Here is a 12,170-nt window from a genome sequence, read left to right on the forward strand (position 1 = left end):
GATCCGGTTCCGGGGGCACAAGGCAAAATAAAAATCCCCCTGAGGTCCGATGAAGCGTGAAGCTTTCATCGTTCATCAAGAGGATTTTTGGCGGTCCGCCGGCGTTTTGCCGCGCTATGCGCTATGCGCAACGCGAGCGGAACCGGCTTCGGGGGATCGCACCGTGTGACGGGCAGTCAGCCGCCGACCGCTTGCAGCCGCCCTCCGCGAGATTCACTCCGCCGATGCCGCGGCCGCCGGCATTCAGCGGCCGGTCATGCGCCGGATAATATCGCGGCTTTTTTCCAGATAGCGCACGGAATCTTCGTACTCCTGGCTGGCTACGCCCAGATACAAAATATCAATGACATTCAGCTGCGTCATCCTTGAAGACATGGCTCCGCTGCGGATTTCGTTCTCCGTCGAAGAGGTGTAGAGCGGATAATCCGCATGCGAGCTGACCGAATTGTTGCCGTATTTCGTGATGGAAATCGTTTTTGCCCCGCATAGACGCGCTTCTTTCAAACATTCAATGACATGATCCGTTTCGCCGGAATAAGAAATGCCGACCGCCACATCGTCCTCGTTCAGCATCACGGCGGATGTCAAGTCAAGATGCGGATCGGTAAACGAGTAGCTCGTCTTGTTGATCCGCAAAAACTTGTGCTGGGCATCCTGAGCGATCAGATTCGAGGCGCCTAGGCCGTAGAAGTACGTCCGTTTCGCCCGGCTGAGAGCCTCGACCGCACTTTTGACCGTATCCGCATCGAGAATGGTCACGGTATCGCGGATGGACTGGATATTGTTGGCCGATACCGTATGGATAATCCGGTCGATGGAATCGTTCGGACGAATTTCCCGGTACTCGTATCTTTCCTCGCTCTGGTTCAAGTCACCGGCTACTTTGAGCTTCAGCTCCGGGTAGCCTTTCACGCCCATCGACTTGCACAAACGGATAATCGCCGCCTGGCTGCCGCCGCTTTCGGCCGCTAATTGCGCAACGGACATTTCCAGCATTCGATGCGGATGACTGAGCACAAATTCCGCCACCTTGCGTTCCGATGGCGTGATATCGTCCAGAATCTCGCGCAGCCTGACTAATCCTCCGTTCATAATTCCTCTCCTTTGCCTGCGTGCCGCGCTTTAGAAAAATTGTACGCGTTTCGAAAGCGCGCCCGTCGGTACCGCGAACGCCTGAGCCCGCTTGAAGTTAGCCGGTGCGCCGCGCACGATCGTCAACGCTTTATAGTATTCGATGAACGGAAATCCGTAAGTTTCACCGCGAGCGTAGGCATACACATTCATCGCTTTAACCCAAGTCTCGTATGCTTCATCGGGAATGTCAATAAAAATTTCAGGGTTGAAATCGTACGGATCTTCCCAGTTGTCGGCATAGTACAGATGGTTGGCGTAATGGGACGGAAGCTCGCGCTCAATCGTCTTCAATCCGGCGTAAAAACGCGCATCATTGACAATATAATGCGTATTCGCGTGGTCTTTATGAATGCTGCCTTTCCAGTGGGTGAGAATGATATCCGGTTTCACTTCGCGGATCACGTCCGCCACCTGGTATTTCACTTCTTCGTCGACGGGCAGCTCGGCGTCTTTATAGGCCAGAAACTTAACGTCGGCTCCGACGATGTCGGCGAATTTGTGGGCTTCCTCGATTTTCTGCTTCGCATACTCTTCCGGCGTCAGACGGGGATGCCCCTTCTCTCCGGGCGTCAGGTGCAGGAAGGTGGCTTTATGGCCGGCCTGCGTATATTTTGCGATAACGGCGCCCGCCGTCAAATCCAAGTCACCCGCGTGGCCGCCGATCGCCAAAATGTGATGCTTTTGCTCTGTCATGTCAAATCGCTCCTTTGGGTTGGATTACTCGGTTTACCGTCCAGTCAAAATCTCTCATTCGTCACGACAGCTCCCGTGATCGCGTTATGCACGCAAGCGCGAAGCGCCGCCACCGTTCCGCCGCGTCCGTAATAGACCCGGTTGGTCAGCAGCACGACGGCCAGATCCCGCTCGGGGTCCAGCCACAGGCTGGTGCCCGTGAAACCCGTGTGGCCGAAGCTGCGCGGGCCCATCCAGTCACCCGAGGCATCCAGCGGGTCGCCCTTGAGCGCCCAGCCGAGGCCGCGGCTCGCGCCGGGGATGTTCTCCGTGCGGCCGCGCACGGAGGCAAGGGCCGCCGCCCGCGAGAGGATGCGCCGCCGGGGAGCTTCCGCTCCCGCCGCGTCGTCCGGCGCCCCGGCCGGGGCGGGAACGAGCCCGCAACCCAGCCACATGCGGGCATAGCGGACCAGATCGCTGGCCGCTGCGAACAGCCCGGCGTGGCCGCTTACACCGCCGAGCGCACGGGCGTTCTCGTCGTGGACGACGCCGTGCAGGCGGACTCCGGCGGAGGCGTCGTACTCCGTCGCCGCGATGTCCGCCGCCCGCTCCGCAGGCGGACAGAACAAGGCGCTGTCCATGCCCAGCGGCCCGAAGATTTTGTCACGCGCCGCCTCGTTCAGCGGCATGCCCAGCATCTCCTCGGCTATGCGGCCGAGCGTCATGTAGCCGACATCGCTGTATACCATCCGCGTGCCGGGTTTGGCCTGCAGCGGTGTGCGGTACACCGTCTGCCACATCTCTTCCCGCGTCAGATGAGACGCGTGCAGATTGACGAGCGGCGGCAGCCCCGACGTATGCGTCAGAAGCTGGCCTACCGTGACTTCTTCTTTGCCGCCGCTTGCAAACTCCGGCAGCCGGGAAGCCACCGGTGTATTCAGGGTCAGCCTGCCCTCGTCAATGAGCCCGAGCACCAGAGGCAGCGTTACAGTCACCTTGGTGAGCGAGGCGCAGTCGTACAGTGTGCCGGCATGTACCGGCGCCGGATCAGGACCGTCCGGATAGGCAGCCCCCGCCGCGTATACGAGTTCCTCGTCTCCGCGTACGACGGCCAGCACCGCTCCAGGAGTAACCCCTGCCGCGATCTCGCGGTCAACAGCCCGGCAGGCGGCTATTACCCCTTCCGGCGACAGGCCCAGTGCCGAAGCCCCGGATGCGGCCGCCTCATACTCCATTGCCGCGGACCTCAGCGGCGGAAGCCGCCCCTTCTTCTCCATAGAGCAGATACTTGCTGCGGATGCCGGCCCACTCTTTCCCGTCGCGTTCCCAGGAAGCGATGATCGCTTCCGGAGCGCCGGGCTCGTGCAGAGTCAGGCGGATCCGGTCGCTGCCGCTCAGCAGATCGATGAAGGTGGACTGGCCTTCTTTGAAGGGAGCTAGCCATTCGAATTCACCCGGATGAAGCTTCTGGATCGTACTCAACAAGTGAAGGCCGGTAACGGCCGATTTGTACACGCCAGGGTCCGTAACGAACGTCATCACACCGTTGCACAGCTGACCGGCATGTTTCGAGAAGGTCGGCGTGAACGTGACCGGGTGGAACCGGACTCCGGGAAGATTCAGCGCATTCAGCTCGCGGCAGGTTTCCTCCGCCTTCAGCCAGGGCGCTCCCACCTGCTCGAAAGGTTTGGTCGTACCGCGTCCTTCCGACAGGTTCGTTCCTTCGAACAGACAATGTCCCGCGTAAATCCGGACCGTATCCATGGTCGGCATGTTCGGGGACGGCGGGAGCCACGGAAGCCCGGTATCGGAATATTCCATTTTCCGCTCCCAGCCTTCCAGCTTGACGACATACAGTTCGCAGGGCGTCTCCATCTGATCGGCCGCAAGCAGAGCGAATTCGCCGATGGTCATGCCGGTACGGGCGGGCATTCTCCACGCGCCTACCATCGACAGCAGGCTTTCGTCCAGCAGGCCGCCTTCCCACTCAAGCCCGCCCAGCGGATTGGGCCGGTCCAGCACAATCACGCGGACGCCGGCTTCTGCGCAGGCTTCGATGGTATAGATCAGCGTGCTGAGATACGTGTAGAATCGGACGCCGAGATCCTGGATGTCGAAAACCATCGCCTGAAGCCCCGATAGCATGCCGGCCGTCGGTTTTTTATGCTTGCCGTACAGGCTGTAAACCGGAATCCCGAGCTCCGGATCGGTTTCATCCTCGAACCGGACACCTGCCTGACGCTCCCCGCGGATACCGTGCTCGCAAGCGAACAGAGCGCCGAGCTCCGCTTCTTCCAATGAGGCGCAAACCTTAATGGTCGACTGAAAATCACGATTGATCCCCGTCGGATTCGTCAGCAAGCCGAATTTACGGCCTTTGAGCAGCGCGGGCGCCACTTCCGGAAACCGGTCGGCTCCCGTTTTCACCTTCCCTTGCATGAGGTTACCCTCCCTTGTCGATAATAAAATCGAATGATTTTTTTCAATTATCTGTAACCGCTTTCTATGTGCTATTATATCGTTTGCGAAATTTTATTTCAATTATTTTTTATGATATAAAATTTTGTTCCCTTTCATTTTTTAAGAATTTCCCCTTAATTACAGAGCGATTTACGGCGTTTGAAAGTTCCAAACCGATCTCTTTTTGATCAAAATTTTATTTCAGAAATTTTAAAAATATATAAACTTTTATTTTACAATCTTCTTGTGCTTCCGCTATACTATTGTCAGGGACTTCAACTTCATTCCCCCTTTTTTTCTCCTGTTTCCGCGTCTTCTTCAACGGCCGGAAACTTCTTTATCCTACTTTCGCATTTCAGTCGATTATCAAAATCGAAAATCCCGAACCCGCCCGGCTCCGGCCGCGGCAGGCAATCGGCCTACGTTCTATACATCATGCTGGCATTCTTTCACTTTCTACAAAAATAACGGAAGAAAAGGTGACTCCCATGGATTATGTCATCGGCCTTGACGGCGGCGGCACCAAAACCGAAGCCCTCGCAATCGACTTGAACGGCGCAGAGCTCGGCACCTGGACGGGCGGTCCGGGCAATCCCCACGCCGTTACTTTCGCAACCGCATCGGCGGAGCTCGGCCGGCTTCTCACCACGGTCAGGGAAGCTCTTCCGGGACACAGATGCCTGGCCGTTTGCGCCGGCCTTGCCGGAGTGGACACCGCCGAGGAGCGGAGCACGATGGAGCGGTATCTGACTCAAACGCTTACGGGAAGTGCTTACGAAGGTATTGCTCTTCTGATTAAAAACGACGCCGAAATCGCGCTGAAAGCCGCCCTCGGCTCCAGCACCGGCATCATCGCCATTGCGGGCACCGGCTCCATTATTTACGCCTTCGATTCCGAAGGGAACAAGTACCGAACCGGAGGCTGGGGACATCTGCTCGGCGATCAAGGCAGCGGCTACGACATCGGGCTCTCCGTTCTTCAAACCGTCATGAAAAGCTACGACGGCGTCCTTCCCGCGACTGCGCTTACAGAAGCCGTCCTGCAAAAACACGGCATCCGGGACGCTTCGGAGCTGCGCGGAATCGTTTATCAGCCAGGCGTTCAGAAGGCGCAAATCGCCGAACACGCGGAGCTCGCTGTCCGTGCTGCGGCAGCGGGAGATACCCTCGCCCGGCAAATCATCGTGCGCTCAGCAGAAGATCTCGCCGACCTCGTCGTTGCGCTCCGAAATCGCTATCCTGAGCTTAACGGCCTGAAAATCGGCGCGGCCGGGTCGATTTTCGCGCACTGCCCGCTCTTCTACGATACCTTCCGGGTGAACGTATCGCAGGAAGACGATTTATCGGACGTCGTCTTGTCCGGTCGCCGCTCCTCTGCAGGCGCCGCCGACTACGCCAGGGAGCTTGCGGTCTCCCGGGGGGCGAAGTAGGCAGCAGGCCATGCAGACGGGCGCGACTGCCTTATATCCCTTTTTAACTACCGGAGGTACCTTATGAAAGAAAATATACACAGTCTCACGACCGAGCAGCAAAATCCCCGGACCCGCCAGCTCGACCAGAGATCGGCCCTGGATATTGTCACGCTGATCAACCAGGAGGATTTAACCGTCGCGGAAACGGTCCGGCAGGTGCTTCCGGCCGTCGCCGAAGCCGTTGATTGGATCACGCAGCGGCTGTCCGCAAACGGCAGGCTCTTTTACTTCGGGGCGGGAACAAGCGGAAGGCTGGGAATTCTCGACGCGTCCGAATGTCCGCCCACTTACGGAACCGATCCCAAACTGATTCAGGGAATCATTGCAGGGGGACCCGCTGCGATTCTGAAAGCCGTCGAGGGAGCCGAGGACAGTGAACAACTCGGACGCGACGATGCAGATACCTGCGGCGTCAGCTCCAAAGATGTCGTTATCGGCATTGCGGCAAGCGGCAGAACGCCTTATGTGATCGGTGCCATGAAACGCGCACGCGAACATGGGGCGAAAGTCATCGCCTTATGCAACAACCACGACACCCCGATGGCGGCCATCGCCGATCTGGCCATAGAGCCCGTTGTCGGTCCGGAGGTTGTGCTCGGGTCTACCCGCATGAAGGCGGGCACCGCCCAGAAAATGGTGCTAAACATGCTCACGACCGCCTCGATGGTACGGCTCGGCAAAGTTTATGATAATCTGATGGTGGACGTTCAGCCTTCCAATTACAAGCTGGTCGAACGCGCGAAACGCCTGATTTCAATGGCAACGGGCGCGGACAGCGAAGAAATTTCCCGGGCTTACACGGAATCGCAAGGACACGTCAAAACCGCCATCGTCATGATTCTGGCCAAAATGTCCTATGAAGAAGCTTCACGCAGACTACAGGAAACCGGCGGCAAAGTCCGCATGGCGGTTGAATCGTCCGAAAGCGCCTCATAAGCGTTTATTTCTCAGCGAAAGGTTGCATGCACATGAATGTACGCTTAGTGAAACCTGATGAAATGACCGAAGCCGCGGCGCTTGCCGACTCGATTTTCCGGGACGGCGAGCAGGTATCCATGGCCGCCGGCTTCCCTTATTTGTTCTCTGCCGTCACTTCTTCCTCGTTCGGTGCTTATGGAGAAAACGGCCGCCTGACGGCTTTTATGGGACTGCTCCCATCCACCGTCCGGATCGGCGCTTCGCACCTGAACGTGTTCTCCGTCGGCGCGGTCTGCACGGCCCCGGAAGCACGGGGCCACGGGGTTGCCGGCAAGCTGCTCGATGCCGTGAAGGATCAGGTCGCCGCATCGGACGGCGACCTGATCCTCGTGTCCGGCACGAGAAGCCTGTACACGCGCGCAGGCTGCCGCACGTTCGGGACGATCCGGCGCTACACGCTTACGCCGGAAATGGCCCCGGCGCTGCGCGAAGCAGCCGCTGGCGCGGTTGCGGCGCAAGCCGTCGTAAGCGCGGCCGGCACGGCTTCGCAGACCGGCGCCGGCGCCTCCGGCGGTACGGACACGGCCGAGCCGTTCCTCTGCCGGGAATGGGCGCACAGCGATCTGCCCGCTCTGGCCAAGCTGGCCGCTTCCCGCGAAGTCGCCTTCGAGCAGAGCCAGTGGGATCTGGCTGTGCTCATTGACGCGCAGGCTTACGCGAGATGCGTGAAGCTGGGGCACCGCGTCTACGTTGCGGAACGCGGCGGCGTTCCCGCCGCGTTCCTGGTCGCCGCGCTTCCGGGAAGCCTCCGGCCGAAGATGGCGCCGTTCGCCATCGAGTGGGCGGGAGAGCCTTCGGCCGTAGCCGCTCTGCTCGCGTATGCGCTGGAAACCGCGGCACCGGAAAAGCTGGACGTGCTGGCTTCCCGGCACGATGCGGGACTGGCCGCTCTGCTGCAGAAGCATGCTCCGTTCGCGGACGAGCAGATTCTGGGCACCGTGTACGTGCCCGATGCGGCCCGCCTTTTCCAGCGGCTGAAACCGTACCTGGCTGCGCTACAGCCGGAAAAGGCGGCTCAGCTGGAAGCGAGCTCCGGCGCGGCCGAACGCGGCATCCGGTTGTCCTATCCGGGCCTGGATGACCTGGAGCTGGATGCGGACGCGTGGATCGCGCTTCTGTTCGACAGTCCGTTCATACTGCCGGAAGAGGCAGCGGGCGCGAATGCGACGCCGGTCCTTCCCGAAGGGACACCAGCACAGTGGCGCGAGACGCTGACAGGTCTGTTCCCTGTTCCGTTTCCGTCAACCTCCGGCCTCAATTACATCTGACGCGCACATATCGTGTTCCCGGCGATACCGGCTTTCAGCCGAACCGGGCGGGACCTACGATAGTGTGCAGCCTATAAAAAGAGCGTCAACCCTTAACGGGCTGGCGCTTTTTTTCCGTTCCCACTAGGATGTCGGCATAAACCGTACAAACATCTGACTCTTGTACAAAACTCTACATTACTTGCACTGCTCGCTCTGCTTATATTGCTTGCATTCCCTGCTTGCCGTAATGCTAACGTTCCCCTTATTTGCCCGCCAGTGCGAAAATACCGTCGCCCGGTCCGTTTACAACGGCCATCATCCGGCCTCTCCGGTTTATCCCACGTGTGGGCAGCAGCCGGACGGAACCTTTTCTGTCCAGCAAAAGCACGTTTATGGCCCTATCCAGTTCCAGACCGTCCGGCAGCGGCAGAGCCAGCTCTATATCCGTCAGGTCCTCCAGCTTCATTTTCTTATCCGCACAGGAAACCGTTACGGCAAAATCGACCGGCTCGGAAAGAAGCCGGTATCGGCCTGAACCCGCCTCTCCGGTCAGCAAATTTTCCCGTTCCCTTCCGCACATGGCTATCTCAAACGAAACAGTCATCTCCGACAGCCGGACTTCCGCATCGAAATGTCCCGCGGCTCTGCCAATACCGATTTGACAGGCAGGTATGCGAAAGCTTCCGGCCCAAGTATCCACTTCAATGAACGCTTCCCTTAATTCAAGCAGCCTGATCATATCCCCGGCTATGCTTACGGATGCGTTTTCCGCTTTTTGCGGCAGGTTCACATGTACATCCCATACAGCGTTAGAGAAGGAGGAAGGCTGTCCTCCGCTATATTGCCCGCCCGGCTTCGCCTGCACAATAGTTTGCTCTCCCTTCACTATGGCTTGGTGAGCCCAGTGCCTCCATTCCGGCACAAAAACTCGCGGCAAGTTTACTAAGAGCTAATGAAATTATCCATTAACTTAAGTTAACTTGGAGCTTGTTTTTTTATATAATGATACAAAACAGATGGAAACGACCGCGGCTTTCTGCTGCTTCCGGAGGACTTATGACTGATACGGCTCCCGATGCCCCCGTCATTTTAAAAACAAAAATAGCCACACCCCATCCAAAGACGAACCTGGTTACCCGTGAGCGGCTGACCGACTCTTTGTCCAGAGGAATAAACGGGCGGCTTACGCTGGTGTGCGCCCCCGCCGGATTCGGCAAAACGACGCTGCTTACCCAATGGGCCCACAGCAGCGGGCATACCTGCGCCTGGCTGTCCCTGGACGCCAGAGATAATGATTTTATCCGCTTCTGGCGCACGCTCATCCGCTCTCTGGCCGATAAGGTCGGAGACCCGGCCGGACAACGGCTTACGGCGCTCACATTATCGCTGCAGGATATTTCCTCCTCCACTTTTCTGGATGCGCTTTTAAACGAGCTTTATGAGCTTCCCGGAAAAACAGTGCTTGTTCTCGACGACTACCACCTGATCGAAGATACGCGGATTCACGACACTTTGGCTTATTTTATCGAATACCTGCCACCCGCCCTTCACGTGCTGATCGCAAGCCGCAGCGAGCTGCCTTTTTCGACTGTAAAATGGACCGCCAAGCAGGAGCAAAACGAACTGCATACGGCCACTCTCCAGTTTACGGCCGACGAAACTATGGCATTTTGCAGAGATGTCCACAATCAGCCTCTGACGGATGAACAGATCCGGCGCCTCGCCGCACACACGGAGGGCTGGATAACCGGTCTGCAGCTTGCGCTGTTGTCTCTTCAATCCGGGACGGACGCGGCCCGTTTCCTTGAGGAATTCCGCGGAGACCACCGGGTTATCTCGGATTATTTATTCCAGGAAGTTGCCTCGAAGCTGCCGCCGGATCTCTATTCCTTTGTGCTGAAAACGTCCGTTCTTCAAGAGATGGATGCCGATCTGTGCGATGCGGTCACGGAAAGGGCTGACTCCCGGGTGCTGCTCGAACGGGCTAAAAAATCAAATCTCTTCCTGGTGCCCCTGGACGAGCGCGATGTCTGGTTCCGGTACCATCACCTGTTTGCCGGGTTTCTGCAGGAACTGCTTAAACGCAAGCATCCGAAGGAATGGCTGCGGCTGAACCGGCTGGCAAGTGCGGGCTGCATTTCGCGCGGTTTTATGAACGAAGCGGTGGAATACGCCATAGCCGGCGAAGATTATCCTCTGCTGGAAAACTGCCTGAGGATCCACATCCCGGCCGTATTGGAAAGCGGAGAACTGGGCAACCTCCTGCGCTGGTTCCGCAGCTTTCCTTCGGAGTATGCCGTACCGCCCGCGTTGTCTTTGCACCATGCTTTCGTCCTGCTGATGACGGGTCAGGCGGAGCAGGCCGAACAACTGCTGGACCGTGTAGAGTCGTCACTGGACTCTTCCATGGAGCAAGAGGAGCGGAAAGAACTCCAGAGCGGGCTGCTCTTCGTGCGTTCGAATCTCATGTTTATTACAGGCATCTTCGATAAATGGTTCACTCATATCGGCACTCTGCTGCATGAAATTTTACCGGCAGAACCGGCTTTTTATACGTTTAACTATAACCGGACCGAACCGCTGGTCAGACGGACCCCGCTCGGCCTCAAAGGCGTCCTCTCGCCCGATACGGAAAGGATCGGAGTCCTGTTCACCGGTCTGCTGGAAGCCAGGGGATGGCAGGGTTCCTACATCTATTTGTATGTCATGCAGTCGCTTAGCGAGGGCTACTATGAATGGAACCGGCTCGAGGACAGCCGCAGATTGGCGATCCTCGTCTCCCGTTCCGCCGCAGCCAAGGAACTGCCCGGCTTGTATGTTCCGATGCATCTGACGCAGGCCCTGCTGTATGCGGCGGAAGGGCGCTTCGAGCCGGCCCATGCCGCTGTTGACGAAGCTCTCGAGGCGTCTGCCGGGCTTAAGGACAGCCGCTGGCGGCAGCTTTTGCAGGCGGCCAGAATCCGCCTGTATCTTAAAGAAGGCCGCTCCGCAGATGTGAAAAAAGCACTGTCGCAGCTCGGTTTGTCCGGGAAGGACAAGCCCGGTTTCCGGCAGGAGTTCGAATACGTCACGCTGGCGCGCGCGCTCGGCAGCCAGCGCAAGGAGAAAGAGGCGCTGCGTCTGCTGGAGCTGCTTAAACCCCAGTGTGAGCGGGAGCAGCTTCTGTCCGGCATCATCGAAATCAGCATTTTGCAGGCGCTTCTGGAAAATCAGCGGGGTCAGTGTACGGCGGCTCTGCGCCATCTTCACGAAGCATTGGAACTGGGAGCCCAAAACGGCTACATCCGGAGCTTCCTCGATGAAGGCAAAGCCATGGAAACCCTGCTGCGGGCTTACGCCAGACAATACCGGCTGACCAGAGAAACGGCCGGACAGGGAAGCGGGCTGCAGGATTACGTATTGAAGCTGCTCAGCCTGTTCCTGCCCGCCTCTCCCCAGCGGAAACCTACAGCCCCGGCGCTCGTGGAAGAACTGAGCCGCAGCGAGATCAGCCTGCTCCGCCTTATCCGCCGGGGCGCTTCCAACAAGCAGATGGCGGAGCAGTTGACGCTTTCCGAGGGCACGGTCAAGGTGTACCTCTCCCGCTTGTACGAGAAGCTGGGCGTTTCCTCCCGCACCCAAGCGCTCGTAACCGCCCAAGAGCTTAAGCTGTTGGATGCGGAATAGCCTGCCGGCTTGGCTGAAGCGGTACTTGTTTCAGCTTTTCCTGGCCCGCTGTGCGCCAAAGCCGTTTCGCCGCATGCAACATGCAACCCCTCCGGGTATTTACCTGGAGGGGTTTTTGCTCTTGCTCTTGCTCTTGCTCTTGCTCTTGCTCTTGCTCTTGCTCTTGCTCTTGCTCTTGCTCTTGCTCTTGCTCTTGCTCTTGCTCTTGCTCTTGCTCTTGCTCTTGCTCTTCCGTCCGACTTCAAGCTGCTCCCGAATTTGCTCTTTCGCATGGCTCTATGCGGCTCTTTATTATTTCAGTCTCCTCTTCAGACTTCAGAGCAGATTCAGGTTGATTTAATCCCGTTTTAAGAAGTGCCCTGTACAATGGATTCAGGACAGCGGATCAAACGTTTGCCCGAGACCGTTTTAGAAGGGAAGCTGCCGGGTAATAATTCCGGCCGCGCAACGGAAACATGTCTGCTACGTATAAGACTAAGAAGACTGTCCTTTCAACTTACATACGAATTACTCCATTCGCTTATTTGCCTACTTACGC

At 57.9% G+C, this 12,170-nt stretch carries 10 protein-coding genes; 5 read left to right on the top strand and 5 right to left on the bottom strand.

Features of this window, described 5'->3' with window-relative positions; all coding sequences use genetic code 11:
* Positions 1 to 243: 243 nt before the first annotated feature.
* From AC58P5_RS26160 to AC58P5_RS26175, 4 genes are read right to left on the bottom strand one after another with little or no spacing between them, the layout of a single operon-like run.
* Complete coding sequence (locus AC58P5_RS26160) at positions 244 to 1,092, bottom strand: MurR/RpiR family transcriptional regulator (protein ID WP_497391851.1); 849 nt, start codon at positions 1,090 to 1,092, stop codon at positions 244 to 246.
* A gap of 30 nt (positions 1,093 to 1,122) precedes the next feature.
* Positions 1,123 to 1,827, bottom strand: a complete 705-nt coding sequence (locus tag AC58P5_RS26165; RefSeq protein ID WP_009675323.1) for a PIG-L deacetylase family protein — start codon at positions 1,825 to 1,827, stop codon at positions 1,123 to 1,125.
* 44 nt (positions 1,828 to 1,871) lie between these two features.
* The gene (locus AC58P5_RS26170; protein WP_497391853.1) at positions 1,872 to 3,041 is read right to left on the bottom strand and encodes a serine hydrolase domain-containing protein; all 1,170 of its coding nucleotides are present in this window, start codon (positions 3,039 to 3,041) and stop codon (positions 1,872 to 1,874) included.
* Positions 3,031 to 4,245, bottom strand: coding sequence for an exo-beta-N-acetylmuramidase NamZ family protein (locus AC58P5_RS26175; protein ID WP_497391855.1), 1,215 nt, complete (start codon positions 4,243 to 4,245; stop codon positions 3,031 to 3,033). The genes AC58P5_RS26170 and AC58P5_RS26175 overlap by 11 nt, the downstream gene beginning before the upstream one ends.
* 509 nt (positions 4,246 to 4,754) lie before the next feature.
* On the opposite strand from AC58P5_RS26175, the gene AC58P5_RS26180 reads away from it, so the two are divergent.
* The 3 genes from AC58P5_RS26180 (at position 4,755) to AC58P5_RS26190 (ending at position 7,984) form a co-directional block, all read left to right on the top strand.
* Entirely contained in the window at positions 4,755 to 5,696 is a 942-nt protein-coding gene (locus AC58P5_RS26180; RefSeq protein WP_497391857.1) for an N-acetylglucosamine kinase, read from the top strand.
* Between the two features lie 63 nt (positions 5,697 to 5,759).
* The gene (gene murQ / locus AC58P5_RS26185; RefSeq protein WP_497391859.1) at positions 5,760 to 6,674 is read left to right on the top strand and encodes an N-acetylmuramic acid 6-phosphate etherase; all 915 of its coding nucleotides are present in this window, start codon (positions 5,760 to 5,762) and stop codon (positions 6,672 to 6,674) included.
* Positions 6,675 to 6,706: 32 nt separating this feature from the next.
* On the top strand, positions 6,707 to 7,984 hold the full coding sequence (locus tag AC58P5_RS26190) for a GNAT family N-acetyltransferase (protein WP_497391861.1): 1,278 nt from the start codon (positions 6,707 to 6,709) through the stop codon (positions 7,982 to 7,984).
* Between the two features lie 244 nt (positions 7,985 to 8,228).
* Here the strand turns inward: AC58P5_RS26190 and AC58P5_RS26195 are convergent, their stop codons facing one another.
* Complete coding sequence (locus tag AC58P5_RS26195; RefSeq protein WP_497391863.1) at positions 8,229 to 8,831, bottom strand: hypothetical protein; 603 nt, start codon at positions 8,829 to 8,831, stop codon at positions 8,229 to 8,231.
* Positions 8,832 to 9,022: 191 nt separating this feature from the next.
* Between AC58P5_RS26195 and AC58P5_RS26200 the strand changes: the two genes are divergently transcribed.
* Together AC58P5_RS26200 and AC58P5_RS26205 are read left to right on the top strand one after the other, a co-directional pair.
* Complete coding sequence (locus AC58P5_RS26200; protein WP_497391865.1) at positions 9,023 to 11,632, top strand: winged helix-turn-helix domain-containing protein; 2,610 nt, start codon at positions 9,023 to 9,025, stop codon at positions 11,630 to 11,632.
* A 9-nt stretch (positions 11,633 to 11,641) separates the two neighbouring features.
* Positions 11,642 to 11,983 carry a hypothetical protein gene (locus AC58P5_RS26205; RefSeq protein ID WP_497391867.1) on the top strand — a complete coding sequence of 114 codons (342 nt, stop codon included), beginning with the start codon at positions 11,642 to 11,644 and terminating at the stop codon, positions 11,981 to 11,983.
* Positions 11,984 to 12,170 lie beyond the last annotated feature (187 nt).

This window comes from Paenibacillus sp. JT31N7 (assembly GCF_059692095.1).